Origin of the sequence: Psychrobacter sp. 1Y6, from assembly GCF_052258385.2 — a bacterium.
GTDB lineage: Bacteria > Pseudomonadota > Gammaproteobacteria > Pseudomonadales > Moraxellaceae > Psychrobacter.
Genome location: NZ_JBQQEW020000001.1, coordinates 2,063,590 through 2,090,360, shown reverse-complemented (window position 1 = coordinate 2,090,360; position 26,771 = coordinate 2,063,590). Strand labels below are relative to the sequence as shown.

The 26,771-nt window shown below is 43.3% G+C and carries 21 protein-coding genes; 15 read left to right on the top strand and 6 right to left on the bottom strand.

Annotated features, from left to right (window positions below):
* Positions 1-66: 66 nt before the first annotated feature.
* The 5 genes from msbA to ACTXGF_RS22410 all read left to right on the top strand — a co-directional run bounded on the left by msbA (position 67) and on the right by ACTXGF_RS22410 (position 5,606).
* Entirely contained in the window at positions 67-1,854 is a 1,788-nt protein-coding gene (gene msbA, locus ACTXGF_RS22430) for a lipid A export permease/ATP-binding protein MsbA (RefSeq protein WP_443532694.1), read from the top strand.
* 66 nt (positions 1,855-1,920) lie between these two features.
* On the top strand, positions 1,921-3,051 hold the full coding sequence (lpxK, locus tag ACTXGF_RS22425) for a tetraacyldisaccharide 4'-kinase (RefSeq protein ID WP_443532696.1): 1,131 nt from the start codon (positions 1,921-1,923) through the stop codon (positions 3,049-3,051).
* 48 nt (positions 3,052-3,099) lie between these two features.
* A complete protein-coding gene (gene kdsB, locus ACTXGF_RS22420; RefSeq protein WP_443532698.1) occupies positions 3,100-3,912 on the top strand; it encodes a 3-deoxy-manno-octulosonate cytidylyltransferase in 813 nt (270 codons plus the stop codon).
* Between the two features lie 104 nt (positions 3,913-4,016).
* Complete coding sequence (locus ACTXGF_RS22415; RefSeq protein WP_443532700.1) at positions 4,017-5,147, top strand: DNA polymerase III delta subunit-related protein; 1,131 nt, start codon at positions 4,017-4,019, stop codon at positions 5,145-5,147.
* Between the two features lie 111 nt (positions 5,148-5,258).
* The gene (locus ACTXGF_RS22410; protein ID WP_201572079.1) at positions 5,259-5,606 is read left to right on the top strand and encodes a PilZ domain-containing protein; all 348 of its coding nucleotides are present in this window, start codon (positions 5,259-5,261) and stop codon (positions 5,604-5,606) included.
* Between the two features lie 164 nt (positions 5,607-5,770).
* Here the strand turns inward: ACTXGF_RS22410 and ppk2 are convergent, their stop codons facing one another.
* Together ppk2 and ACTXGF_RS22400 are read right to left on the bottom strand one after the other, a co-directional pair.
* Positions 5,771-6,850 carry a polyphosphate kinase 2 gene (gene ppk2 / locus ACTXGF_RS22405; RefSeq protein ID WP_443532702.1) on the bottom strand — a complete coding sequence of 360 codons (1,080 nt, stop codon included), beginning with the start codon at positions 6,848-6,850 and terminating at the stop codon, positions 5,771-5,773.
* Positions 6,851-7,036: 186 nt separating this feature from the next.
* Complete coding sequence (locus ACTXGF_RS22400; RefSeq protein WP_443532703.1) at positions 7,037-8,551, bottom strand: acetyl-CoA C-acetyltransferase; 1,515 nt, start codon at positions 8,549-8,551, stop codon at positions 7,037-7,039.
* 548 nt (positions 8,552-9,099) lie between these two features.
* Between ACTXGF_RS22400 and ACTXGF_RS22395 the strand changes: the two genes are divergently transcribed.
* The 4 genes from ACTXGF_RS22395 (at position 9,100) to ACTXGF_RS22380 (ending at position 14,006) form a co-directional block, all read left to right on the top strand.
* Positions 9,100-10,500, top strand: a complete 1,401-nt coding sequence (locus tag ACTXGF_RS22395; protein WP_397476991.1) for a 3-oxoacyl-ACP reductase — start codon at positions 9,100-9,102, stop codon at positions 10,498-10,500.
* Positions 10,501-10,824: 324 nt separating this feature from the next.
* Entirely contained in the window at positions 10,825-11,739 is a 915-nt protein-coding gene (locus ACTXGF_RS22390; RefSeq protein WP_102094752.1) for a MaoC family dehydratase, read from the top strand.
* Positions 11,740-11,860: 121 nt separating this feature from the next.
* Positions 11,861-12,370, top strand: a complete 510-nt coding sequence (locus tag ACTXGF_RS22385; RefSeq protein ID WP_443532941.1) for a protein tyrosine phosphatase family protein — start codon at positions 11,861-11,863, stop codon at positions 12,368-12,370.
* A gap of 211 nt (positions 12,371-12,581) precedes the next feature.
* Positions 12,582-14,006 carry a serine hydrolase domain-containing protein gene (locus ACTXGF_RS22380; protein ID WP_443532706.1) on the top strand — a complete coding sequence of 475 codons (1,425 nt, stop codon included), beginning with the start codon at positions 12,582-12,584 and terminating at the stop codon, positions 14,004-14,006.
* A 55-nt stretch (positions 14,007-14,061) separates the two neighbouring features.
* Here ACTXGF_RS22380 and ACTXGF_RS22375 read toward each other — a convergent pair whose 3' ends face one another.
* The 3 genes from ACTXGF_RS22375 to ACTXGF_RS22365 all read right to left on the bottom strand — a co-directional run bounded on the left by ACTXGF_RS22375 (position 14,062) and on the right by ACTXGF_RS22365 (position 18,528).
* A complete protein-coding gene (locus ACTXGF_RS22375) occupies positions 14,062-15,309 on the bottom strand; it encodes a cation:proton antiporter (protein WP_443532707.1) in 1,248 nt (415 codons plus the stop codon).
* Positions 15,310-15,559: 250 nt separating this feature from the next.
* Positions 15,560-17,446 carry a dihydroxy-acid dehydratase gene (gene ilvD / locus ACTXGF_RS22370; RefSeq protein WP_443532709.1) on the bottom strand — a complete coding sequence of 629 codons (1,887 nt, stop codon included), beginning with the start codon at positions 17,444-17,446 and terminating at the stop codon, positions 15,560-15,562.
* A 221-nt stretch (positions 17,447-17,667) separates the two neighbouring features.
* Positions 17,668-18,528, bottom strand: a complete 861-nt coding sequence (locus ACTXGF_RS22365; RefSeq protein WP_443532711.1) for a hypothetical protein — start codon at positions 18,526-18,528, stop codon at positions 17,668-17,670.
* A 233-nt stretch (positions 18,529-18,761) separates the two neighbouring features.
* Between ACTXGF_RS22365 and ACTXGF_RS22360 the strand changes: the two genes are divergently transcribed.
* The 3 genes from ACTXGF_RS22360 (at position 18,762) to dusB (ending at position 22,711) form a co-directional block, all read left to right on the top strand.
* Positions 18,762-19,202: an HIT family protein gene (locus tag ACTXGF_RS22360; RefSeq protein ID WP_443532713.1), complete on the top strand. Its 441-nt coding sequence runs from the start codon at positions 18,762-18,764 to the stop codon at positions 19,200-19,202.
* Between the two features lie 311 nt (positions 19,203-19,513).
* Positions 19,514-21,559, top strand: a complete 2,046-nt coding sequence (locus tag ACTXGF_RS22355) for a BCCT family transporter (protein WP_443532715.1) — start codon at positions 19,514-19,516, stop codon at positions 21,557-21,559.
* A 120-nt stretch (positions 21,560-21,679) separates the two neighbouring features.
* Entirely contained in the window at positions 21,680-22,711 is a 1,032-nt protein-coding gene (gene dusB, locus ACTXGF_RS22350; protein ID WP_443532716.1) for a tRNA dihydrouridine synthase DusB, read from the top strand.
* 91 nt (positions 22,712-22,802) lie between these two features.
* Here dusB and ACTXGF_RS22345 read toward each other — a convergent pair whose 3' ends face one another.
* Entirely contained in the window at positions 22,803-23,204 is a 402-nt protein-coding gene (locus ACTXGF_RS22345) for a DUF1622 domain-containing protein (RefSeq protein WP_443532717.1), read from the bottom strand.
* 218 nt (positions 23,205-23,422) lie between these two features.
* Between ACTXGF_RS22345 and ACTXGF_RS22340 the strand changes: the two genes are divergently transcribed.
* From ACTXGF_RS22340 to ACTXGF_RS22330, 3 genes are all read left to right on the top strand, one after another.
* Complete coding sequence (locus ACTXGF_RS22340) at positions 23,423-24,310, top strand: SDR family NAD(P)-dependent oxidoreductase (protein ID WP_057759469.1); 888 nt, start codon at positions 23,423-23,425, stop codon at positions 24,308-24,310.
* Positions 24,311-24,619: 309 nt separating this feature from the next.
* Complete coding sequence (locus ACTXGF_RS22335) at positions 24,620-25,657, top strand: DUF1852 domain-containing protein (protein ID WP_443532719.1); 1,038 nt, start codon at positions 24,620-24,622, stop codon at positions 25,655-25,657.
* Positions 25,658-25,711: 54 nt separating this feature from the next.
* Positions 25,712-26,740 carry a methionine synthase gene (locus tag ACTXGF_RS22330; RefSeq protein WP_443532720.1) on the top strand — a complete coding sequence of 343 codons (1,029 nt, stop codon included), beginning with the start codon at positions 25,712-25,714 and terminating at the stop codon, positions 26,738-26,740.
* Positions 26,741-26,771: the final 31 nt, after the last annotated feature.

Below are 26,771 nucleotides of genomic sequence, written 5' to 3'. Positions count from 1 at the left end.
TCTTATCATCATAAAACTGTGTGTCACACAGCCCATTCATACCACGATACCCAAATTGAGGCTTTTATGAGCCAAGCTTATTTACCTGACTCTAAAAAATCTTCTGCTAAAAATGCATCGGCAGTATCGCCCGTTACGCCTAAGAGTAAGACACTATTACGCTTATTAAGGTATTTAAAGCCTTACTGGTGGGCATTGCTATTGACGGCTTTAGGTTTTGCAATTAATGCAGGGACAGAGATTTGGACTGCCAAGCTTCTGCAATATATTACTGATGCTATCAATCAGAATGATCGAAGCAAACAAACCTTATTTCCACTATTGATTATATTGCTATTCTTTGTGCGCGGGGTTGGTAGTTTTTTGGGTAACTATTACTCTGCATTGGTCTCACGCAACTTAGTCTATGAGCTACGTGTAGAAGTCTTTAATAAATTACTGCGCTTGCCTAGTTCGTTTTATTTGGCCAATCCAGCCGGTACGATTTCATCGAAATTGATATTTGATGTTGAACAGGTCACGGCCGCCAGTACAGACTCAATGAAGACCTTGCTGCGTGATGGTTTGACCGTTGTCGCATTGATTGGCTTTTTGTTTTATAGCAATTGGCGTCTAACGCTTATTTTATTTGTGGTATTGCCACCAATACTATGGCTGGTGCGTATTGCATCAAAGCGCTATCTTAAGCTCTCAAAAGGTATCCAAGAAACGATGGGTAATGTCAGTCACATTACCAATGAAGTCATTGGCGGCTATCAAGTGGTCAAAAACTATGGTGGTCAATCATACGAGTCAGCACGTTTTGACAAAACATCCAAGAAAAACTTACGCCAAGGTATGAAGGTAGTTGTTACCAATAGTATTAATACGCCAGCCGTACAGCTGTTGATGGCGGTTGCGATGGCCGTTGTCGTCTGGCTTGCACTGCGACCTGCAGTAATAGATGATATCTCAGCAGGTGAGTTCATCTCTTACATTGCAGCCGCAGGTTTATTGAGTAAACCAGTACGTTCGCTGACTGATATTAATCAGAAGCTGCAAAAAGGTCTGGCTGCTGGTGAGTCGATTTTTGCGCTACTTGATGAGCCAGAAGAGGAAGATACAGGCACAATCAGTAAAGCGCTATCAGGGCAAATGTCGTTAGACAATATCAGCTTGGTTTATCCAGATTCGACGGTGGCTCTACGTGACTTTACCTTGAATATAAAAGCAGGCGAGACAGTTGCATTAGTAGGGCGAAGTGGCGCGGGTAAGTCCTCACTAGTCAATTTATTAACCCGTACTCTAGAAACTTCCTCAGGGCAGATCACATTGGATGGTATGCCAATCGAAGACATTAAGTTAGAGAGTCTGCGTGCCCAGATTGCAATGGTGAACCAGCAGGTAGTATTGTTTAATACCACCGTATTTAATAATATTGCTTACGGCAGCCTAGCTGACAAGACTCAAGCTGAGGTTGAACAAGCTGCAAAAGATGCCTTCGCTCATGACTTTATTATGAAAATGCCAAATGGCTATCAGAGTGAAATTGGTGCTGAAGGGTTGCAACTATCTGGTGGTCAGCGTCAGCGTTTATCTATTGCTCGTGCATTACTAAAGGATGCACCGATTCTAATTTTAGATGAAGCTACTAGCGCGCTTGATAATGAGTCTGAGTATTATATCCAGCAAGCGCTCGATAATGTGATGAAAGACCGCACCACATTGGTCATTGCCCATCGACTGACGACTATCGAATCAGCGGATCGTATTGCTGTGATGGATGGCGGCCAGATTGTTGAGTTAGGAACGCACAATGAGCTAATGAAACTGCAAGGCCACTATGCGCAAATGTATGCTCGAGATTTCGAGTAGTCAATTTAGAAGTTTTCAGCCAATTTTCACGCAGCCATGAACCAATAAGATAAGCGACATTGATTAATGAGTATTGAGACGACAACCACCCGCGCATGGCAACGTCAAGCTGTTTGGTTGTGGTTGTTGCTACCTATTAGTTGGTTATACGGTTTCATCACCTTGCTGCGTCGTCAAGCTTATAACGTCGGCCTATTATCAAGCTATCGGGCACCTATTCCCGTGATGGTCATTGGTAATATCAGTGTCGGCGGTAGTGGTAAGACGCCGCTGATTATTGCTCTGGTCAGCTATCTGCAAAAGAAAGGTATAAAAGTAGGGGTGATCAGTCGCGGGTATGGCGGTGATACGAGTCAAATGCCTGCATTGGTCAGTGCTACCAGTTTACCCCATGTAGTAGGGGATGAGCCGTGCTTGATTGCTCATATGACAGGCGCTGCTATGGCAGTGTGCCCCAATCGTCAGCAAGCGATTGCCACTCTATTAAAGGCAGAGCCTAATTTGCAATTGATTATTGCAGATGATGGTTTGCAGCATTATGCACTACAGCGCGATATCGAATGGATTGTGGTAGATGCCGCTCGTGGGTTTGGCAACAAACAGCTATTACCAACGGGTTTTTTGCGTGAGCCGATGTCACGATTAGAGGGTGCAAATGTTATCTATCATGAAAAACCAAGTATAGATTTAACTCAGACTTCTAGAAGTGGTAATAAGATACAGTCTACTGACCGTTTGACCATGCATTTGCAACCAGCTGAGTTACAGCGCCTATGGGATCCTACATCGAGCGCAGCACGACTAAATAGTGTGAAGCCTACTAATAATAGTCGTGTTCATGCTGTTAGTGGTATCGGCTATCCACAGCGGTTTTTTGATACCTTAGAATCTATTGGCTTTGAGGTCATAGGGCATCCTTACCCTGACCATTATGATTTTAGTTTGGCTGAGCTTTTACAATATGATGATTATCCTATCATCGTAACCAGTAAAGATGCGGTAAAAATCAGCGCATTATTGGCAGACTATACAGCGACACAAGCACTCAATGATGAGTATGTAGAACTTGTCAGTAGACTATGGGTATTGCCAGTGACGGCTGTATTATCAGAGAATAGTTATCATAATCTAGATGCGCAGCTAAAGGCGCTAGGGATTCGTATTGACCATGATATGAACACGTCAGCCTCATTGTAAATATCAGCTAATATTTTAAATCGCCGTACCATTTTATAGGAATACGCCATGTCGTTCGCCACCACACCTGCCAAGACCCATATCGTGATTCCTGCACGTTTTAAGAGTACACGGCTACCTGGTAAGCCATTGCTAACTATTCATGGTAAGCCGATGATACTTTGGGTAGCAGAAAAAGCGCAGACAGCAAGTTTTGCTGATGACATGTGTATAGCGACTGATGATGAGCAAATCGCAAAAGTTTGCACCGATGCAGGCTTTGATGTGGTTATGACCAGTAGCAAGCATGCTTCAGGGACGGATCGCTTGGCAGAGGTAGCAGCTATCAAAGGTTGGGCTGAGCATGATATTGTGGTGAATATGCAAGGCGATGAGCCCCTTGTACCGCCATTGCTTTTGAAGCAAGTACAGGCGCTTTTGGTAGCGGATGAGGATAGCGTGATGGCCACACTCTGTGAGCCTATTAATGACTATGATACGTTCCAAAAGCCATCGGCAGTAAAAGTGGTCAGTCAATTTGCTAATAACTTACAGCGTGCGCTTTACTTTAGCCGCGCACCGATTCCTTGTGATCGTGATGTTGTATTGGCTGATAATAACCAGATGCAATCACCAAAGAATGCCTATCGCCATTTGGGTTTATACGCTTATCGTGTCAGTCTATTACAGCAGTTCGTAAACTGGCCACAAACGCCACTTGAGATACTTGAAAGCTTAGAGCAATTACGTGTTTTAGAAAACGGTCAGCATATCGCTATCGCAGAAGCTGCCTGTCAGTTACCAGCGGGTGTCGATACACAAGAAGATCTAGACCGTCTAAACGCGATGAGCTTAGATAACTTTCAGAACCCTACTAAGTAATAGTCTGAGCAAAGTTGCGTGCGATTCTAAGTTTTCTACAACGCTAAAGTATCGTTGTCGTGGCTATACCTGAAATACCTAATCAATGTGATAGAGCCATAACCATGAATAATTTGACAGGAAATATGGACGCATTAGATAACACAGACCGTATATATTTTGCGCCACTATTGCCATGGCAAAAAGTACTGTGGTTACAGTTGACCAAGCGCGTACTTAAGCAGCAGTCTTTGCCGCATGCATTGCTCGCTGCTGGTATGCAAGGTATGGGCAAACGCGCCTTTGTATGGCGATTGGTCGCTTGGCTATTATGCCGTGAGCGTGGCGCACACCCACTAGGTGCTTGTGAAGTGTGTGAGAGCTGTCAATGGCTCAAGTCGGGAACTCATCCGAGCCTACAAGTATTACCACTCGTTAGTATGCCTATCAGTGCCGAGAGCGATGCGCTTCAAGAAAAATCAAGTAGCACAAAAGATAAAAAAGGCGTTAAAGCTACTAGCAACAGCGCACTTAAGATCAAAGTAGATGATATTCGTGCTTTGCAGCCTTTTATTTATCAAGGCGGGCAAGGGATGCGCATCTGTGTATTAGATCACGCTGAAAAAATGACGGTGGCCGCTGCCAATGCGCTGCTTAAAACATTGGAAGAACCGCAAGCGCAGGTGCATCTGTTTTTGATTAGTGATACGCCTGCTCAGCTATTGCCAACGATTAAGAGTCGTGTGCAACAGTTAGCACTACAGACAATTGAGCCGACTGTTGCTGTCGATTACGTGACGCAGGCATTAGGTCACACGATTAACCGCGAAGCCGTCGGTAGCGCTGCGATTGAGCAGTTGATACAACTGGCCAATGGTGCGCCTTTAGCTGCTATAGCTTTGGCACAAGCACCATGGTATAGCAAGCGCAGCCTATGGCTGACCACATGGCAGGCGCTACGTAGTGGTAAACGTAGTGGTGTGGCAGCAAGTGATTATTGGCAAGGTCAGCTCAATATTAAAGAGTTTATACAGTTATCTGAGCTGATGCTCCTTGATATACGCCGTGTCTGTTTAGGCCTAAGTGAACTACAAAAGGATGTCAATCTATCAACGATATTGGCGACTTATCATCCTACTGATAGCGGGTTAGAGGCATTTGCCAACAGCGTACAGCAGACCAAAATTGCACTGCAACAAAATGTGCAAGAAAAATTTGCCTATGATAAGCTAATGCAAGAGTTGGCAAGCTTATAGAGCCATGTTTTAACGCTTAGTTAGTGTTCGAAAATTTGCAATTGTTCTTAACTATATACTATCGATTATTTATATAAACATATTAAACCCAGTTGATGAAGGAAGCTGACTATGGCAATGCCAGGACGTGGCGGGATTTTAACCTGTCATTATGAAAGTATCGAAATGTTATATGCCAGCTATTTATCATTTGTCAGTAATGGCGCTTTGTTTGTACCGTCGGACAAACTTCAGCAATTGGGTGATGAAGTGTTCATTGCCATTACACTACCCAACTCTAGTGAACGTCTACCAATGAATGGTAAGGTGGTTTGGATTAACTCCAAGAGTCAAGGCAGTCGACCTGCAGGGTTTGCTGTGCAAATTGGTAGTGACGTCTCTGGTCAAAGAATCAAGAATGAAGTTGAGCGCCTACTAGCAGGAAAAATCGATAGCTTGCAATCGACTTATACTATGTAGTATCTATTAATAACTAGGTAGTATCTAGAAATCACATTTGTATCTTTAATAAGTTTGACTGTAGTTTTTAACTTATTAATATAAAAAAGCAGCCTTATTATTTAGTAAGGCTGCTTTTTTAAATCAAGTTTCTTTAATTTTTTATAGTAGTAGGTGCTAGTGGCTTAATAACGAGGCGGTACATACATATCATCGGGAATAGGTTCGCGGTAGTACTCATCATCGCGTTTGCGTTTGGGTAACTCAATTTCGTCACGAGGCACTTCTTTGTAAGGGATTTGGTCGAGCAAATGGGCAATACAATTTAATCGTGCTCGCTTCTTGTTATTGCCTTCGACAACCCACCAGGGTGCTTCAGGAATATGAGTACGCTCAAACATGGTTTCTTTTGCTTTGGTGTAATCTTCCCAGCGTCGGCGCGACTGTAGGTCCATTGGTGAGAGTTTCCACTGCTTGAGCGGATCATATATTCGGCTCATAAATCGAGCATGTTGCTCATCATCAGTGATAGAAAACCAGTATTTTACTAAGCGAATGCCTGAGCGTACGAGCATACGCTCAAACTCTGGTACTGATTGAAAAAATTCCTCATATTGCGCGTCAGTACAAAACCCCATGACACGCTCAACGCCTCCGCGGTTGTACCAACTACGGTCAAACAATACGATTTCGCCTGCTGCAGGCAAGTGGGCCACGTAACGTTGGAAGTACCACTGCGTTTGCTCGCGCTCAGTGGGAGCCGGCAGGGCAGCTACCCTGCAAACGCGTGGGTTCAATCGTTGGGTAATGCGTTTAATGGCACCACCTTTACCAGCAGAATCCCGCCCTTCAAAAATAACGACGATACGTTCACCGCGATCAACGACCCAATCTTGTAGTTTTATCAGTTCTCGCTGTAGTCGTACCAACTCTTGGAAGTAGGTGCGTCGATCCAGTTTTTCTTGCTCGCTCATCTCACGTCCGTTAAAACGAAAGTCACGTGCATAGTCATCTATTTCATTTTCTAGTTCTTCATCATATGTATCGATTAAGTCTTGGTGCATTTTTCGACGTAAATCATCATCAAGAATGTCTTTTTCGATGCGTTCAGTAAGAATGGCTTGTTCCTGATTGTACCGATCTACATCCTCCTCAGTCGTTAGAGATCGAAAATCAGCGGTTGCAAGCGGTTCTGTCATCACCAGTTTTTCAGAGCCAAAAATGACTTGCCTCATTTTTCTTAATAAAATTTTTGTCTTACCCATAAATATTACCTTTGTTTTGCGTATCGGCTTTTTTAAGAGGCTACTATCTAGGTCGTTTCTATCATAGCAAAGTACAGACAATAAAAAATGCCCTTTAAATAAATTAAAGGGCATTTTTTTATTGATAGATATGTACTGATTAAACTAATAAGTCAGCGTATCTTTTTCACTTAAAAGTGACCAAGCTTATTTTTCTAGGATACAAGTCACGCCTTGACCACCTGCTGCGCAAATAGAAATAAGTGCGCGGCCTGAACCTTTTTGATCTAATAATTTAGCAGCAGTAGCTAAAATACGACCACCAGTTGCTGCAAATGGATGACCTGCGGCTAGTGATGAACCGTTTACGTTTAGCTTGCTACGATCGATAGAACCTAATGGGGCATCTAAGCCTAGGCGCTCTTCACAGAATTTCTCATCTTCCCAGGCAGCTAAGGTTGATAGTACTTGTGAAGCGAAGGCTTCATGAATCTCATAAAAGTCAAAGTCTTGTAGAGTCAGACCAGCGCGCTCAAGCATACGTGGTACCGCATAAGCTGGTGCCATTAGTAAACCTTCTGTAGTACCCGATTTGCCAATAAAGTCTACTGCTGCGGTTTCTTGATGGACGATATAAGCAAGTGGTTTTAGGCCATGCTCTTTTGCCCACTCATCAGTACCTAGCAGTACACAAGAAGCACCGTCAGTAAGCGGCGTAGAGTTGGCAGCCGTCATCGTTGGGTTGGCGTTTTTTCTACCAAATACTGGCTTTAATTTACCCAGTTTTTCTAATGTAGTATCTGGACGCAAGTTGTTGTCACGAGTTAGGCCTTTGTATGGCGTGATCAAGTCGTCAAAGAAGCCTTCGTCATAAGCACGTGCTAGGTTTTGATGGCTGTTAAATGCAAGCTCATCCTGCGCTTCACGGCTGATATTCCATTCAAGCGTGGTAATCGCTTGATGATCGCCCATTGATAGGCCAGTACGTGGCTCACCATTTTGTGGTGAATCGATTAAGTCTTTTGGATTGAGACCCATTAATGCTTTTAGACGTTGTTTGTTGTCTTTTGCTGCACCAAGTTTGATCAGTACTTTACGCAAGCCATCGCCGACAGCGATAGGAGCGTCAGAAGTAGTATCTACACCGCCAGTGATTGCCGAATCGATCAGACCAAGTGCAATCTTGTTAGCAGAAGCAAAGGTCGCTTGTAAGCCAGTACCGCAAGCTTGTGAAATATCATAAGTTGGCGTATGCGGGTTTAGCGCGGTATTCAATGTCGCTTCACGAGTAAGGTTGATATCACGGCTAAGTTTCATGACTGCGCCAGATACCACTTCACCTACGGTTTCGCCTTGCAAGTTATAACGCTCAACCAAACCGTCCAATGCAGCGGTTAGCATGTCTGTGTTGCTAACATCAGCGTATGATCCGTTTGAGCGCGCAAATGGAATACGGTTACCACCTAAGATCGCAACACGATTCAGATTTGAAGCTGGTTTGGTTTCGCTGGCTTTTTTAGCCGGAGCAGGTTTTTTGGCGGCGGTGGTTTCTACTTTTTCATCGACCGATTTTTTGCTAGCAGTTTCTTTAGTGCTAGTATCTTTAGTCGAAGTGCTTTTTGCAGCGGTTTCTTTTTTTGCTGTATCTGATTTTGTATCCGTTGCTTTAACAACTGTACTTTCAACAACAGGGCTATCTGGATGATTGTTTTTATTACTCATAATATTATCCTTAAAAAGTATGGGTAGAAGTAAAAAGTGATAGGTAACAATAAAAAATAGTTAAGTTATTTTATACAGGCAAATATTATCATTTATTACGCAATACAGCTGTTTATCATAAGGCGTTTTTATTCATTTAATGTATCTCTTTAGCAAACGATGTGACGCTTATATGAGGTCGGTAGTAGATTCATGACCATGACGCATCGCTCTAATAGACTGGCTAGTAAGAAATATTAGCATTGCATAACAGTACGTTTGATAATATATTGTTATCAATAATTAAGTATGCCATAACCTATAGGTCAGATTTTAACATGTTATAGTGGCGCTTAACGCTGCTAAAAACGACTGGCTTGTATACTGACTTGTTTACAGATTGTTGTAGACATTATCTGTTTTTGGACTTGTTTATAAGGGAAGTGTATAGTTAGGCTAGTTTTGAGGCGATTTACTAAATTTAAATAATTACGATGTTAATGTCTCTATATAATAGATTCATTGCATTTTTTATTATTATACGAATCATTAATTATAAGGATTATATTATGTCAGACCGTTACGGTGATTTTGTTCAATCTTCTATTGGCAAAAAAGTAGCAAAAAACTTAGGTTTGCCGATGCCAACGACGCTTGATCGTTTCGAAAGCGGCGAGCGTTTGGTGCGTGGTAGCGTATTGGTTGGCCGTGCTACTGGTGATGACAAGAGTGTCAGTGAGTCTGTTGCCCGTATCCTGTCAGACGTTCATGCCGAAGTATATGTAAACAGCAGTGATGATATCAAAGACGCACTTGCTGATGCAGGCGTTGAGGCAAAAGCCAACACGGGTAGCGATGATCAATTCAAAGTACTGCTTTTTGATGCCAGTAATATCAGCAATGCTGAACAGCTAAAAGAGCTTTATGAGTTTTTCCATACAGTTGCACGCCGCGTAGAAAAATCAGGCCGTGTGGTTGTGGTTGGCCGTACGCCAGAGAACATCACTGATATTGAATCAGCAATGGCTCAACGCTCGCTTGAGGGTTTTGTGAAGTCAGTGGGTAAAGAGTTTAAACGCGGTATCACAGCGCAGCTGATTTATGTTGAAGAAGGCGCAGAGGAAAACCTAGATTCAACCTTACGCTTTTTTACCTCAGCTCGTTCAGCTTATGTATCAGGACAAGTAGTACGTGTCAGTAAAGGCAGCTCAGTCGATGTTGATTGGAACCAGCCTTTGGGCGGCAAAACTATGCTAGTGACTGGCGCAAGTCGCGGTATTGGCGAAGCTATCGCTCGTGTATTGGCTCGTGAAGGGGCGCATGTTATCTGTCTAGATGTACCGCAGCAGCAAGCTGACTTACAAAAAGTTGCTAGCGAAATCAGTGGCTCTGCTTTGACAGTAGATATCACTAGTGAAGACGCTGGTGCAGAAATCGCTGACGCTGCCCAAAAACGTGGTGGTTTAGATTCAATCATCCATAATGCTGGCGTGACTCGTGATAAGACGTTGGCTAAAATGGATGAGAAAAAGTGGAACATGGTCATTGATATCAACTTGGGCAGTATCGCTAGATTGAATCGCTACTTGTTGGACAATGACGTACTGAAAGAAAACGCACGTATCGTATGTGTGTCGTCAATTTCAGGTATCGCTGGCAACATGGGTCAGACCAACTATGCCACTTCTAAAGCTGGGGTAATTGGTTTGGTTAACGCAACTGCCAAGCAATTAGAAGACAATGCTAAAGGCATGACGATCAATGCAGTCGCTCCTGGTTTCATCGAAACCCAAATGACAGAAGCCATTCCATTTGCTATTCGTGAAGCTGGTCGCCGCATGAACTCAATGAGCCAAGGCGGCCTGCCAGTAGATGTGGCTGAGACTATCGCATGGTTCGCTTCACCTGCGTCTGGCGGTCTAAATGGCAACACGGTTCGCGTCTGTGGTCAAAGCTTACTTGGTGCATAACATTGATTAATTGATAGGTATATGTGAGAAATAAGGTGCAGGTAGAGAAAGTAGTTGTATCATATGAGCTATTATTTCTCGTTTGTATCACATATGCTTACGAAATAATCTCTGATAAAGTGTAATAAAGCTGCCCAAGGGTGGCTTTTTTATGATAAAAACACAAGAACCAATAGCCAAACTATTTTTTGCTATTAAAGATACTCATGAGGTTGATTAAATTTAATGCTTATTAGATGATTTAATAGTAGGCTTTAGTCAATGACTGCAGATTGTCTTTATATACATTAAAGAACTTGTTCAAGCCACACTTAGGATGTACTTATGTCAGACAAACATTATGATGCGTTGCCAAAAGCGCACACCACTTATGCCAATATTGTCAAAAGCTTATTGCCTATCGGTAATGGTGGCAAGGTCAGTAGAGACCAGTTGCCACAATCTACTTACTATGTAGATGACTTGCATATCGATCAAGAAAACCTAGACGACTATCGCAAAATTTGCGGTTTTGCTGATGATGGCAAAGTACCAGCGACTTACTTCTCGGTATTGTCACAGACGCTGCAGATGAACATGATGGTCAAAGAGCCATTCCCATTTGCCATGTTAGGTCTTGTTCACGTTGATAATAGCGTCACCCAGTATCGGCCGATTGGAGAGCGTGAAACGGTAGCAATGTCGGTCACTTTTGATAACCTGCGTGATCATGCCCAAGGTCAGCAGTTTGACTTCGTGACTATCGTAAAGTCAGAAGATGAAGTCATCTGGGAAGGTACGTCGACTTATTTATCACGTAGCAAAAAACCTAGCAGTAAAGATAAGAAGAGCGCTCCGCGTCCGGTAATGGTCAAGCCTGAAGTAAACGAAGCAGGTGTCCATAGCATTTTTGAGGTGCCAGAAGATATCGGTCGTCGTTATGCCTTTGTCTCAGGCGACTTTAACTTGATTCATTTGCATCCGCTATCAGCACGTGCGTTTGGTTTCCCTAAAGCGATTGCGCACGGTATGTGGTCAAAAGCTAAGTGTCTTGCTCTAATGGGTGACTTGCCTGATGCTTACACAATTGACGTCTCATTTAAGCTGCCTATCTTTTTGCCAGCTGAAGTAGAGCTGATTGCTGAGCCAGTAGCTCAGCTCAAAAACGTAGATGATACTTGTGAGTTTGGACTGTATAGCTCTAAAAACAATAAACCGCATTTGGCGGGTGTTGTAACCCTAAAGAGCGACAGCAAGTAATATAAACATCATAAAGCTTCTATTTTAACAGCCATATTTAACGTACATATTTATTATTATGACTTCACAAAACATGCCTTCAGAAGAAAACGCGATAGACGTAGATCAAACAGATAGCTCGATGACGACTGATACGGTCGCTGCTAACGATAGCGGTGCTAACATGCATATTAGTGCCGATAATGGCATCGATTTAGCCGATATCTTTGAGCCTTATTTTCGTCCCGATGCAAACACTATCGTGTGCGGTGCATTAGACGATGAAAAAGTCGTGGCTTTAGCGAAAGCGGGCGTCGAGCTGGTCATCAACTTGCAGCCTGATGACGAGTTGAGCTTTGATGAGGCATCAGCAGTTGAGCAAGCAGGTATGCACTATGAACAGCTGCCTATCAGCGGTGCTAAAGAGCTAAAGCAGCTTAAGATATTGGCGTTTGATAATGTGCTACGCCAGCACCATGGCAAGAAAGTCGCTATGCATTGTGGGTCGGGTAATAGAGTAGGAGCAGCAATAGCGCTGCGGGCAGGATGGTTACGTGGACGTAAGATGGATACGGCGATGGAACGTGGTCGCAGTCATGGTTTGACCAAGCTTGAACAAGAAGTTCATAATCGTTTGCTAGTACCGCGTTAACTAAATTTACAGCACTGCATTTCAATGCTGTCGTAGACGTTAGCAAACTCTAAAAATATTATCGGAATAAATAATAAAAAAGGCGACCAATAGGTGGCCTTTTTTATTGGTTCACAATTCATTTATACTGGTTCAAATATTTTATATAGCTTGTGTATTACTATCATCTTAAAAATAGAATAATTTATATCACTGGAGCAAGGTAATAATAATGGATCATAATACAGAGAATTCTAATACACCCATAAACGCTGACTTTCAAAAAAGATTACAGCAATTACTGACAGATTTACAGCTTGATGATGCACCTGCTGGCGGGGCTGTGGCCGTGTATCAAGCAGGTCAATGCATTGCGCAAGCCAGTACAGGTATGGCGCGTCCCGATATGTCGTGGCAACCCGACACGTTGGCCATTAATTTCTCTACCGGTAAAGGGGTATTGGCAACATTGGTTCATGTGCTGGTTTCGCAGCAACTGATCGAATATGACAAACCTATTGCTCATTACTGGCCAGAGTTTGCTGCAAACGGTAAAGACCAAATTACCTTGCGACAAGTCATGTCACATCAGGCCGATTTGTTTTCGATTCAAAGTATTGATGTCGATAGCGAGACGGTACTTGATTGGGATACGATGCTGCGCCATATTGCAGTGATGCCCATTACCTCTCCCGAAAATGCTACTAAGTATGACAGCGCTTATAGTGCATTGATCTATGGCTGGGTATTGGGCGGCGTAGTAGAGGCGGTTACTCATTTGTCGCTAGCCGAAGCACTGCGCCAGTATCTAACGGATCCTCTGGGTATTGCCGATAGCTGCTATTTTGGTGTGCCAGATAGTAAAGTAGATCAGGTGGCAAAATTGGCCAAAGATTTTGAAGAAACAGAGGATACGAGTGCTCAATTAAAATCGAGACGTCAAAAACCAACCTTAAAAGTAGACTCTCAAGAGACTTTACGTACTTATGCAAGCTTACCTAGTTATCATTCCTGGCAACAGAAAATGCTAAGTGACAAGCGTGCAGCTGAGACGGAAAGTAGCCTTGATGAAAAGCTAGCTAGCTCTGACAATGATAGCGTACAACCTACCTTAAATACTGCGCGTATCAATAGCTTATATTTCAATACCAGTCAGCTTAATCTAAAAAACTATAAGGCGGCGCTGATACCTGCTGGCAAGCACGCGCTTGATTATCATGACCGCCAAACATTACAGGCGGTCATTCCAGCGGCAAATGGTGTCGCTTCCGCTAAAGCACTGGCAACGATTTATGCAATGCTCGCTAATGGCGGTCTATGGCAAGGAAAGACGCTGATTGATAGTGCTACTTTTGAGCAGTTATCTACTCCGCAGGTTGAGGGTTTAGATGCGGTTATGCCAGCAGCTATGAAATGGCGATTGGGTTACCATAGATTATTTAGCTTGTATGCTAACAACGATGATACGGATAAGAGAATGAGTTCTGATTTATCAGGATTTGGGCATATGGGATATAACGGCTCGGTTGCTTGGTGTGACCCTGAACGCCAATTGTCATTTGCTTTTATTCATAGTTTTGATACCACCATGCTCAATGACGTTCGTCAGTTTGCGCTGACAGAAGCCGTCTTGAGCTGGGTAGAAGAGATACTTTAATAATGCCAACTTCAATCGCGAATTGATTCTGTCTCAAATATAAGCAGCATTAATTTTAATGCTGCTTGTTTGGTGTCATTTTGAGCAATCTTGATGCGCTGAGACCATGGATAAAGATAGAAGTCAAAATGACTATCGAACAGACAATCCACAATTTGAGCGCATCCTCATCCGCGAAGAATCCTTGATTAAGCGCATAGGACAGATAATATAGGGTACCGATACCGCGAATACCCAAAGCTGATATTGCGTATTTTTCAGTATGAGGTAAGTTCAATCCTGATAAAGCAATAAACCCACCAATCGGCCGTATAAGTAGTAGGAAGGTAAAGCTGACGATATAGACGCGCCATGTCAGCTCGACACCTGCTTGCAACCCTTGACCGAGGAACATGCCGAAGATAACCAGCACTAATGACATCAATAAGCCTTCTGATTGCTCAGCGAAATCATGCAGTTTTTGATGATAGGTATGCTCACACTCTGAGCGACGAAACGCAAATGCAGCCACAAATACAGCGATAAAGCCATAACTGTGTACATATTCTGCAAGTCCATAGGCTAGTAGCGTCAATGCAATAACCACATAGCCTTGCGAGATGGTAGTCTCGCGAGTATGTTTAGAAAACACGACTTTGGCCAATATCTTACCAACCAATACACCTACCACTACACCTGCGCCAACCTTCCACAAAACGTCATGAGTAAACCACGACCATAGCATCTCGTAAGTAAAGGCTTTGCCTTCACTGAATGCTTCCGCAATTTTAATCGCTAGGTACACAAACGGAAAAGCCAAACCATCGTTTAACCCTGCCTCTGACGTTAAGGTAAAGCGCGGAGTGTCTTCTCCTCCTGTATTGGGAGGTCCCACCTGAATGCTCGAAGCCAACACTGGATCAGTAGGCGCTAACACTGCACCTAACAAAATAGCTGCACCAAGGCTCAAACCAAACGCGTAATACCCCAAGACTGCCATCGCAAAAATACCAATAGGCATGGTAATAAGTAGCAGTCTTACTGTTGGTCGCCATAATCGCCAAGACAACTCTGTGTCGATTTTAATACCAGCACCAACCAATGAGACCAATACAACAATCTCAGTCAGTTTTTCGATGAGTAAACCGTTATCAAGTGGGTCTAAAAAGGATAAAGACGTCCACCAGTAGCCCATCATCAGACCGAAGCTGACTTGGAGCATCGGTAAAGAGATAGAGGTGCGCTTAAAAATAACAGGAAACAAGGCCCCTAGTAAAAAGGCAATCCCGCAGATTAATAAGAATAAGTTATATTTTTCAATCATAAGGTTTACGCACGTCGTTATGTTTTAAGGGTCGATTTTAAGAGGGTAATTTTAGATATTGATGATAATTCACAGCAATAGTTGATAGTCAGTCACTGATACCCTTTATCATGACGCCAAAATAAAATAATTACCGCAAAAAATAGTTATCAAAACGACAGCTACGTTGTTTTTTGGTGAAAAAAAAGCCTGCATTGCGCAGGCTTAATATATTCTTATCAGTATGTTTGAAGCGTTGATAGCTTACAGACTAGCGCTCCACTTGGCTCACGTCACGGACGGCACCAGTATCAGCGCTGGTAGTCATAGCAGCGTAAGCACGTAATGCTGGCGAGACATGACGATTACGGTTGACAGGTTTCCATGCATCACGTCCACGCGCTTCCATGGCTTCTCGGCGAGCAGCTAAGTCTGCATCGCTTACTTGCATGTTGATGGTACGATTTGGGATATCAATATGAATGCTATCGCCTTCTTCAACCAAACCAATCGCCCCACCTTCAGCAGCTTCTGGGCTAGCATGGCCAATTGATAAACCTGATGTACCACCAGAGAAACGACCATCAGTCAGTAGGGCGCATTCTTTACCCAATCCTTTTGACTTCAGATAAGTCGTTGGGTACAGCATCTCTTGCATACCAGGGCCGCCTTTAGGGCCTTCGTAGCGAATGATGACCACATCGCCTGCAACGATTTGATCAGCCAATACCGCAGCAACCGCATCATCTTGTGATTCAAATAGACGTGCGCGACCAGTAAAGGTCAAGATACTTTCGTCGACGCCTGCGGTTTTGACCACACAGCCGCGCTCAGCGATATTGCCGTATAGTACGGCTAAGCCGCCATCTGTAGAATAGGCGTGTTTGGCGCTACGGATACAACCTGACTCACGGTTGACGTCGAGGTTTGACCACTCTTTTGATTGTGAGAATGCTTCCGTGGTACGTACGCCACCAGGTGCTGCAAGGAAGCGTGCGCGAGCTTCATGATTGTCAGGATTCATGATGTCCCACTTATCGATGGCCTCTTTCATCGTTGCGCTATGGATAGTTGGCACGTCAGTCTTTAGTAACTCGGCGCGATCAAGCTCAGCAAGTAATGCAAAGACACCGCCAGCACGATGCACGTCTTCCATATGATATTTCTGTGAGGCAGGGGCTACTTTTGCAAGGCAAGGCACACCGCGACTCAAACGGTCAATATCAGCCATCTTAAAGTCGATCTCTGCTTCATTGGCCGCAGCAAGTAGATGCAAGATGGTATTGGTTGAGCCGCCCATGGCGATATCTAAGCTCATAGCATTTTCGAAGGCGGCTTTGGTAGCGATAGAGCGTGGTAGTACAGAGTCATCATCTTGCTCGTAGCGGCGTTTCGCAAGCGACACAATGGTACGACCAGCTTCTAAGAATAGTTCGCGGCGCAATGAATGGGTAGCTAGCAGTGAGCCGTTGCCTGGTAAGGCTAGGCCTAAAGCTTCGGTCAAGCAGTTCATCGAGTTGGCGGTAAACATACCAGAGCATGAGCCACAAGTAGGGCAGGCTGAAGCTTCGATAGCGGCGACGTCTTCATCACTGATGCTATCATCAGCCGCGTCCATCATCGCATCGACGAGGTCAAGTTTGCGAACAGCACTGCTATCACTACTATCGGTATTGTGGCTCTTACCAACAGTACTGGCTAAGATTTTGCCCGCTTCCATTGGGCCACCTGAGATAAACACCACTGGAATGTTAAGGCGCATGGCGGCCATCAACATACCCGGAGTGATTTTGTCGCAGTTAGAGATACAAACTAGTGCATCTGCACAGTGAGCATTGACCATATACTCGACAGAATCAGCGATCAAATCACGGCTTGGTAGCGAGTACAACATACCGCTATGGCCCATCGCAATCCCATCGTCGACCGCAATGGTATTGAACTCTTTTGCAACTCCGCCTGCTTGCTCAATCTCACGGGCGACCAGTTGTCCAAGGTCTTTTAGATGCACATGGCCGGGTACAAACTGGGTAAAAGAGTTAGCAATCGCAATGATTGGCTTGCCAAAGTCGCCGTCAGTCATGCCGGTTGCACGCCATAATGCGCGCGCGCCTGCCATATTACGACCGCCGGTAGAAGTTTTTGAGCGATAATCCATGTGATATTCCTTACAAATAGGCGGGGTTGTTAAAATGTGCACCCTCAGTTTTAATAGGGATAGTGTGCTTTTTATAGAGAGTGAGTACTAGTGAATAATACTAATTCGTTACCATACCATTAGATATGAATAACTAAAAACAATATGCTAATAACAGTGAATTAATAATAACGAATTAATAACCACAAGCGATGAGCAAAAAAAACAGTTATTTAAAATATCTATTCAATACGTTCTAATATGGCTTTGTCAAACCAAGGAAGATCGGCTTTGTCTGCTTCTAATTTCACAATGGCTGCAAGCGCATGAGTAGCCAGTAGCTGCTGATAATCACTACTAGCTTTAATCGTCAGCAATGATTCGGCAGGTAGTGCTTGCGTATTGGGGTTTTGCTCGTCAATACTAATTAATGTCTGCTTATTATTTTTATAAAGGACGTCTACACGACCAAAAAACTGCCAGTCTTTAAAAGCGGCAATAATAGCGTCGGCAGCATCCTTGGTATATACCTGCTGCGTCTCTTTACCCGTATTGGTCCAATGTAGCCGTACAGCCAACTGCAATGCCTCACTAAATACTACCAACGAGCCAATAATTTTCACATGCCAAGGACTGGTCAGCAGCTCCTCGTCAATGCCAATTAACTTGGCAGCTTGATGAGCCGACATGGGTGTGTTGAATTGAATTAGTAGCTCAGGAGTAAGCGGGTGCGTTTGTTTGATCGCATCATCTAAACTGTCATAGTGATACAAAAAAGGCAGTGGCAAATCTTGCGTGACAGTTTTCTTTATAATTTTACAATTGTGTATCTGCCAGCTGATGGCTTTATCAGTCAATGCTTCTGCTAATATGATAGCGTTCGGATCGATGGTTTGAGTAGTGTTTGTAGACTCAATGTTAGGTTGCGCTGGGTCAAGTTGGTCTGAGGCAAGGTTGTCAGACACAGAGAGACCTTCTCCAAAAACTAGGGTCGCTCCAGACACTTGAGCTGCTTCATCGCGCACAGCGTCAGTGTTGTTATCTGAGCTATCTAAGTTGTTTGAGTTATCTGATGTATTGGTCGGCAAAGTAGGCAAATCCATAAACATAGCGTTATTAAAATAGAGGGTTAATATAACATTTTAAGGGCATGACTCGCCAATAAATTAGTGAGCTAGCATGGTTGGAATATGGCTTGATATTTTTCAAATTCGATTGTCATACTGACTTGTACTAAAGTCATATTTCGTCCACTATATGACAGACACTTTTATCTATTTTTGATAGCTATTAAGCTATTAATCAACTAATAATAAAACCCTTAAAGGAAGAAATAATGACTGAATTGAATCAACAGACTACTTATGACGACAATAATATCTTTGCCAAAATGTTAGATGGTGATATTCCGTATCATAAAGTGTATGAAGATGATAAAACGCTCGCCTTTATGGACATCATGCCACAAGCAGAAGGCCATGTATTGGTGATACCGAAGCAAAAAGCGGTAGATTTGGCCGATCTGGAGCCAGAGTATGCCGCTGCAGTATTGATGACCTCTAAAAAAGTTATGCAAGCCCAGCGTCAAGTGTTTGAACGTGAAGGTGTTATCCAAATGCAGTTGAATGGATCACAAGCAGGTCAAACGGTCTTTCATTATCATGTGCACCTCATTCCATCAAGTATCCATGAACTGGGTCGTCATGCAGTGACCCAAGCCGATAATAGTGATTTAGCAGATATTGCGCAGAAGTTGGCGGCAGTGATTAATGCCTAGTTAGGAAACAGAGTGCTTCTGTTTAGGTATAAAAAATATTGGTATTTACGAATTAGCGAGCATTTATAGATTATAGATCACTAAAAAAATACATATACAATCAAAAGGCAGCTAGCAAGCTGCCTTTTTTATTTTCTTGGTAATAGTCATGTAACATTCGTTAAAGTCATGTTACGAGTTGAACGCTTGTCTAGGGTTTTGGAAAAGAGTGTGATAATTATTATAACCATTCACACACATTTTCTAATATTTGCCTTAATTAAAAATTTTCTATAAAAAGGCATTGTCAACTTTTGAGGATATTATCTTTCATGAGTAAATTACCTCGTTCGACTATTTTATTACCAGTCTTTGTACCTGCAGCAATTATTATGCTGCTATTGGTCATTGGTACGGCTATTAATCCTGAAGCAGCGGGTGCTCTGTTTAGTGATGTGCTTAGTTTTACGACTGAGACATTCGGTTGGTTTTATATGCTGGCAGTGGCACTGTTTTTGATGTTCATTATTGTACTGGCGTTTTCGTCTTATGGCAGTATCAAGCTAGGCCCTGATCATGCTGAGGCGGAGTACGGATTCCTTGAATGGTTTGCCATGCTGTTTTCGGCAGGTTACGGGATTGCGCTACTGTTTTATGGGGTAGCGGAACCAGTAATGCACTTTTCTAGTCCGCCAATGTCGGATCCGCAGACTATTGCTGCGGCAAAAGAAGCGATGCAAATTGCGTATTTCCATTGGGGTTTTCATATTTGGGCAATTTATGGTGTCGTTGGTTTATCACTAGCTTATTTTGCGTTTCGTCATGGTCTACCACTATCAATACGCTCGACGCTGTACCCGATTATCGGTGACAGGATTCATGGCCCTATCGGTCATACGGTTGATGTGTTTGCGATATTAGGTACGATGTTTGGTATTGCGACCAGTCTTGGCTTATCAGTGTCGCAAATCAATGCGGGACTCAATTATCTATTGCCAGATATCATACCAGTGAATACGACCGTACAGGTGATCGCCATTGCCTTGGTGACCGCCGCGGCACTGGTATCGGTATTGGCAGGGATGGATAAGGGTGTAAAACGCTTATCTATTTTAAATATGCTATTAGCAACTGCGCTGATGCTGTTCGTATTTGTTGTCGGTCCGACCATTTTTATCTTGAATGCCTTTATGGAAAATACAGGTAGCTATTTGGGTAATATTGTCGAGCGTACCTTTAGCTTGCAGGCATACGAAAATAGCAGTTGGATCGGCAGCTGGACTTTATTTATTTTTGCATGGACGATTGCATGGGCACCTTTTGTAGGTCTGTTTATCGCCAAGATTAGCCGTGGTCGTACTATTCGTGAGTTCGTATTGGGTGTGATGCTGGTACCGACCTTCTTTACATTCTTTTGGTTTTCGGTGTTTGGCGATACCGCGCTACATATGATTATGGTCGATGGTTATACCTCATTAATCAGTGAAGTACAAAACAACCAAGCAATTGCTTTGTTTAAACTGTTAGAGAATCTACCGTTTACTGAATTTGTGTCGTCGTTGACCATTTTATTGATTATTACCTTTTTTGTGACGTCATCGGATTCTGGCTCATTGGTAATCGACTCGCTAGCGGCAGGTGGTCGCAGTGATACACCATGGTGGCAGCGTAGCTTTTGGGTAGTGACTGAAGGTGCTGTCGCAGCAGTATTGCTACTTGCAGGTGGTTTAGAAGCCCTACAAACAGCGGCTATCGTTAGTGCGTTACCATTTGCGATTATTATTCTTATTTCAATGTTTGGGATGTGGCGTGCGCTGCGTATCGAAGGACATCGTAATCAGAGCCTTGGTAATGACAACAGACTGCCGCCGCATTTACTCAAACCGTCTGCATGGCGCGAGCGTATTGATTATATGACCGATAAGCCAACGCGTGAAAAGGTTCTTAGCTATATCAAAGAAGTGGTTATGCCTTCGATGATGGAAGTGTCGTCTAAATTTGCAGAAACTGGCTGGACGACTGAGGTCAATTATGACGCGGTCAATAACCGAGCCGTATTAGAGCTACAGCGCGGTGACGATGTCGAGTTTTGGTATGAGGTGCGCTTATCTGAGCATGATGCGCCTGATTATTATACTGAAGACAGCGCAGATACTTTGCCACAAGAGCACCATCATCGCGCTGAGGTGTATCTACGCCGTGGTGGTCAGACCTATGACTTATACGGCTACAAATCTGAATCAGTGATTAATGACATCATTGATCAGTTTGAGAAGTATTTACATTTCCTCAATGTATCGCCTGATAGTCTGCCGTGGCGCATGCAAGAGCATGATGATGACATCACGCTAGAGCAGGGCAGTGTGCTTGATAAATAATGCATGGGATGTATTAAAAACGAGTAATGCTTATGCAAGCTATTCACGTTAATCGCTTGCAATAAGTGCAAGAATCCTTAGAATAACGGCTTGTTTTCCTTACAAATCAAGCCGTTTTTTATGTCTATTGATTCTCCCATTTTACCTTCGTCCTCGACTTTGTCTGACCATCCATTGTTGCAGCCATTAAATATCGGTGGCCTGACGATTGAAAACCGTCTAATGGTCGCACCGATGGCAGGCGTGACAGACAATCCTTTCCGCCGATTGTGCAAGTCATTTGGTGCAGGTCATGCGGTCAGTGAAATGATCATCGCTGATACGGCACTTTATGCGCGCAAAAAATCCTTGTATCGTGCCAATTTTGACAATGAGATTGCGCCTATCTCGGCACAGATAGCAGGTGCTGAGCCGGATAAATTGGCTGAAGCAGCTCGTTATCAAATTGATAATGGCGCACAGATTATCGATATCAACATGGGCTGTCCGGCCAAGAAGGTCTGTCGTAAGCTGGCAGGCTCTGCATTGTTGCAAGACGAAGATTTGGTCGCGCGTTTGCTAGATGCAACGGTCAATGCCGTTGATGCGCCTGTCACGCTAAAGACACGTTTAGGCTTTGAAAACGGTCGTGAAAACATCTTACGAGTCGCCAAGCGTGCTGAGCAGGCAGGCATTGCAGCGATTGCTATTCATGGCCGTACACGTGAAGACATGTATACAGGCAATGCACGCTATGAGCTAATACGTGAAGTCAAAGAAAGTATCGGTATTCCTGTCATTGCCAATGGCGATATAGATAGCGCACAAAAAGCCCAACACGTCTATGAAATGACAGGCTGTGATGCGGTGATGATTGGGCGTGCTGCACAAGGGCAACCATGGATATTTCGCGATATTGAGCATTTCTTGCGTACTGGCGAGCGTATAGAGGCACCGAGCGTTAGTGAGATAAAAGAGATCGTACTGGCTCATTTGCAAGAGCTTTATGATTTCTACGGGGAGTACTCAGGGTGCCGCATCGCTCGCAAACATATTGCATGGTATACGACAGGTATTCCAAATTCTAATGCCTTTAGACAGGCGATGTATGGTGAAGAAAGTACCGCTGGGCAATTCAAAGTGGTCGAGACTTTTTTACAGGCACACGAGTAGTAATCGCTTAAATCTTGTTTTATAAACTCGTGCTAATTACTTTCAATAGTGCTTTTTACGTACTGCCTTTTGATAGCGTTTTATCTAACAGCTATGCTTTATCAATTGGCACAGTATGATTATCAGTATCGGACTTTTTATCAGGCGCAGGTTTCCTATTTTGCCAAGGGAATCGACCTTCTAGTTCAACCTGTAACGATAAGCTTAAAAAGGTTCGAATCAGTACGATAAAACCTAGCACCAGTACGCTGCGTAGCGATGGCTCGGTGACAACAGTAGCCACGATATCAGCGGCGATTAGCACCTCTAACCCCAACAATATAGACTTGCCTACGGTCTGTCTGATTTCAACATAAGTAGCATTGTTGAAATGGCCAGACGCTCGAAAAGCTCTATATAAAGCAAGAAATAGCCCAAAAAACATAATGAGGACGCCAATGACTTCGATCATTTTGGCAATTAAGTCGATATAGTGAGTTAGTGTGTCTATCAAAGCAGGTACTCCTCATAATTGATCAGAAAAAAGCTTAGCACTTAACACTTAGTACTTAACAATAAGCTAAAAATGTATCTATAAATATTTATGTCGACGAAATTTGTAAAAGTCCCGTTAGCTAACGCCCACTATGGTTTTGTTCACTCCATACGACATTTTTTTGCTATGCTATAACCGAATACCAATAACTATAGAATAAACGAAAAGGACTTTTTATGGCCAATCTCTCGAAAAAAGCAATTACCAAAGCCGTCAAAGGCAAGAATATTATCATCACAGGCGCATCAAGTGGTATCGGCGAGCGTACGGCTTTTTTGCTCAGTGAATGTGGCGCGCATGTTATTTTGCTAGCCCGTACTGAAGATAAGCTAAAAATGGTCAAGGAAAATATTGAAACGCTTGGCGGCGCGGCTAGCTACTATCCATGCGACCTTACCAATATGGATGAGATTGAAAAAACCAGTGAAAAGATTTTGGCTGACTTTAAGCATGTCGATGTACTAGTCAACAATGCAGGGCGTTCGATTCGCCGTTCAGTGCATGAGTCGGTTAACCGTTTTCATGATTTTGAACGTACCATGGAGATTAATTATTTTGGCGCGGTCAAAATTATTCTTGGCTTCTTGCCAACGATGATTGGTCGTCAAACCGGTCAAATTGTGAACATATCCTCAATTGGGGTATTGGCAAACAGTCCGCGTTTTTCAGCGTATGTCGCGTCAAAGGCGGCTTTAGATGCATTTAGTCGCTGTTTGGCTGCTGAAGTCAAAGGCGATAATATCAAAGTAACCAATATCTTTATGCCACTTGTACGTACCCCGATGATTGCGCCAACCAAGCTATACCGTTATATGCCAGCACTGATGCCTGACGAAGCAGCGATGATGGTCGCAAAAGCCATCGTTCATAAGCCAAATAGCATTGCTAGTAATATGGGTAAATTTGCCTCGGCGACTTATTCACTGGTACCAGCCTTTAACGTTGGCGTTCAGTCCATTGGCTATCGCATTTTCCCAAGTTCGACTGCTGCACAAACGACTGATAGCAAGCCTAATCTTGCTCAGCGTGCCTTTGCCAAAATTCTTCCTGGTGAGCATCACTAGAATCAATTTGTTATCAGGCTCGAATTTGAATAAGAAGGATACTACGGTATCCTTTTTTTATGCCTCAAATACTCTTAAGCAGTATAAGAACCTTCTTCGCCGTTTGTATTTGAAGGGCTTAGTTATACGTTAAATGAACTCTTAAAACTTCCTCTGTTAAATTTCCTTTATATCTATAATTTTCAGGAAGATGAATAAAATTCATCTTATGTTTAAATAGTATCGTTTTTATTCATGTTTAGATTTCGGTATGATTCACCTCATACAAAGATTTGGTTTTATCTCAGATAAATAAGGTAGCGGATCACCATGAGTAAAGAATTCAATTGTTCAATTAAGCACATTCGTTTTGACGAAAACTATCAGCCTGCAGATAGCACGCGTTTGACGACTAACTTTGCAAATTTGGCACGCGGCGAGCACCGCCAAGAGAACTTACGCAAAACGTTAACCATGATCAATAACCGATTCAATGCATTGGCGCATTGGGACAATCTGACAGCAGATCGTTATTCTGTTGAAGTTGATATCATCTCTGTCGACCTAGATGTTAAAGGCAATGGTCAGACGTTTCCTATTATCGAAACGCTAAAAACCACGATTGTGGATCATAAAGAAAACAAGCGTATCGACGGTATGGTTGGCAACAGTTTCTCCTCTTACGTACGTGATTATGACTTTAGTATTGTGTTACCAGAGCATCGCGACAAAAACCTAGCATCCATAACGCCAGATAATTTTGGTGAGTTGCATGGCAAACTGTTTCAATACTTATTGAATTCAGAAGCTTACAACGCTCACTTTCACAAAAAACCTGTGATTTGCCTGAGCGTGTCAACCAGCAAGACTTACTACCGTACTGTCAATCAGCATCCTGTATTGGGCACTGAATACAAGCAAGATGAATACTCGTTGACCGACGACTATTTCCATAAAATGGGCTTAACGGTACGTTATTTTAAGCCTAAAGGTAGCGTCGCGCCATTAGCATTTTATTTTGCAGGGGATTTGCTAAGTGATTACACCGATCTTGAGCTGATTAGTGCAATTAGCACCATGGAGACCTTTCAGAAGATCTACCGTCCTGAGATTTACAATGCCAACTCAAGCGCTGGTCAAGTGTATCAACCTAGCTTGAATTACCAAGACTATTCATTGACGCAAGTGGTCTATGATCGCGCCGAACGTAGTCAAATGGCAGTGACCCAAGGCAGATTTACTGAGACACATTTTATCAAGCCGTATCAAACTATCCTTGAGGAATGGGCTGCAAGCTATGATGTAACAGGCGATACTGCTCAAAAAGAAGCTGCTGACAAGAAAACGGCTAGGAAGCAAGCAGCTTAACTGAGCATCACTCATCAACATAATAAAAAATAAATTAATTAGAAGATAAATCGTATGAAACTACTATTACCGACGTCTACCGCTGGCAGCTTACCAAAACCGTCTTGGCTAGCAGAACCAGAGAAAATTTGGTCACCTTGGGCGTTAGAGGGCGAGCAGTTGCTTGAAGCCAAGCGAGATGCGCTGCGTGTATCATTGCAAGAGCAGCAGCATGCAGGGATCGATATTGTCAGTGATGGCGAGCAGACCCGTCAGCATTTTGTGACTACATTCATCGAGCACCTTGATGGTGTTGACTTTGAGAAGCGCGAAACGGTAAAAATCCGTAATCGCTACGATGCGAGCGTGCCATCAGTCGTTGGTGCGGTGAGCCGTCCAAAGTCCGTATTCGTTGATGATGCCAAGTTTTTACGTCAGCAAACCGATCAGCCAATCAAATGGGCGTTGCCAGGACCGATGACGATGATTGATACGCTATATGACGGTCATTATAAAAGCCGTGAAAAATTGGCTTGGGAATTTGCTAAAATTCTGAACCAAGAAGCAAAAGAATTAGAAGCGGCTGGCGTTGATATTATCCAGTTTGATGAGCCTGCATTCAATGTATTCTTTGATGATGTAAACGACTGGGGTATTGCAACTTTAGAGCGTGCCATTGAAGGCCTAAAATGTGAGACAGCTGTCCATATTTGCTATGGCTATGGCATCAAAGCCAATACTGATTGGAAAAAGACACTGGGCTCAGAGTGGCGCGAATACGAAAAAGCGTTCCCTAAACTGCAACAGTCTAAAATAGATATTATCTCACTGGAGTGTCAAAACTCACGTGTACCTATGGATCTGATTGAGCTGATTCGCGGTAAAAAAGTGATGGTCGGTGCCATTGATGTGGCAACCAACACTATTGAGACACCAGAAGAAGTGGCAGATACGCTACGCAAAGCGCTACAATTTGTCGATGCCGATAAGCTGTATCCTGCCACTAACTGCGGCATGGCACCTTTGTCTCGCCAAGTCGCACGTGGTAAGCTCGCGGCATTAAGCGCTGGTGCTCAAATCGTTCGTCAAGAACTGACTACTTAGAGTTGAGCCGTTTAGGAAATTCTATTTAAAG

Excerpts from the sequence above, each read along its gene's own strand:
- ACTXGF_RS22335 (WP_443532719.1), top strand. The coding sequence starts at position 24,620 with ATGAGTAAAGAATTCAATTGTTCAATTAAGCACATTCGTTTTGACGAA.
- dusB (WP_443532716.1), top strand. The coding sequence starts at position 21,680 with ATGTCTATTGATTCTCCCATTTTACCTTCGTCCTCGACTTTGTCTGAC.
- ppk2 (WP_443532702.1), bottom strand. The coding sequence starts at position 6,850 with ATGGGTAAGACAAAAATTTTATTAAGAAAAATGAGGCAAGTCATTTTT.
- ACTXGF_RS22375 (WP_443532707.1), bottom strand. The coding sequence starts at position 15,309 with ATGATTGAAAAATATAACTTATTCTTATTAATCTGCGGGATTGCCTTT.
- ACTXGF_RS22355 (WP_443532715.1), top strand. The coding sequence starts at position 19,514 with ATGAGTAAATTACCTCGTTCGACTATTTTATTACCAGTCTTTGTACCT.
- ilvD (WP_443532709.1), bottom strand. The coding sequence starts at position 17,446 with ATGGATTATCGCTCAAAAACTTCTACCGGCGGTCGTAATATGGCAGGC.
- ACTXGF_RS22380 (WP_443532706.1), top strand. The coding sequence starts at position 12,582 with ATGGATCATAATACAGAGAATTCTAATACACCCATAAACGCTGACTTT.
- ACTXGF_RS22415 (WP_443532700.1), top strand. The coding sequence starts at position 4,017 with ATGAATAATTTGACAGGAAATATGGACGCATTAGATAACACAGACCGT.
- kdsB (WP_443532698.1), top strand. The coding sequence starts at position 3,100 with ATGTCGTTCGCCACCACACCTGCCAAGACCCATATCGTGATTCCTGCA.
- ACTXGF_RS22340 (WP_057759469.1), top strand. The coding sequence starts at position 23,423 with ATGGCCAATCTCTCGAAAAAAGCAATTACCAAAGCCGTCAAAGGCAAG.
- ACTXGF_RS22330 (WP_443532720.1), top strand. The coding sequence starts at position 25,712 with ATGAAACTACTATTACCGACGTCTACCGCTGGCAGCTTACCAAAACCG.
- msbA (WP_443532694.1), top strand. The coding sequence starts at position 67 with ATGAGCCAAGCTTATTTACCTGACTCTAAAAAATCTTCTGCTAAAAAT.
- lpxK (WP_443532696.1), top strand. The coding sequence starts at position 1,921 with ATGAGTATTGAGACGACAACCACCCGCGCATGGCAACGTCAAGCTGTT.
- ACTXGF_RS22360 (WP_443532713.1), top strand. The coding sequence starts at position 18,762 with ATGACTGAATTGAATCAACAGACTACTTATGACGACAATAATATCTTT.
- ACTXGF_RS22410 (WP_201572079.1), top strand. The coding sequence starts at position 5,259 with ATGGCAATGCCAGGACGTGGCGGGATTTTAACCTGTCATTATGAAAGT.
- ACTXGF_RS22395 (WP_397476991.1), top strand. The coding sequence starts at position 9,100 with ATGTCAGACCGTTACGGTGATTTTGTTCAATCTTCTATTGGCAAAAAA.
- ACTXGF_RS22365 (WP_443532711.1), bottom strand. The coding sequence starts at position 18,528 with ATGGATTTGCCTACTTTGCCGACCAATACATCAGATAACTCAAACAAC.
- ACTXGF_RS22385 (WP_443532941.1), top strand. The coding sequence starts at position 11,861 with ATGACGACTGATACGGTCGCTGCTAACGATAGCGGTGCTAACATGCAT.
- ACTXGF_RS22390 (WP_102094752.1), top strand. The coding sequence starts at position 10,825 with ATGTCAGACAAACATTATGATGCGTTGCCAAAAGCGCACACCACTTAT.
- ACTXGF_RS22400 (WP_443532703.1), bottom strand. The coding sequence starts at position 8,551 with ATGAGTAATAAAAACAATCATCCAGATAGCCCTGTTGTTGAAAGTACA.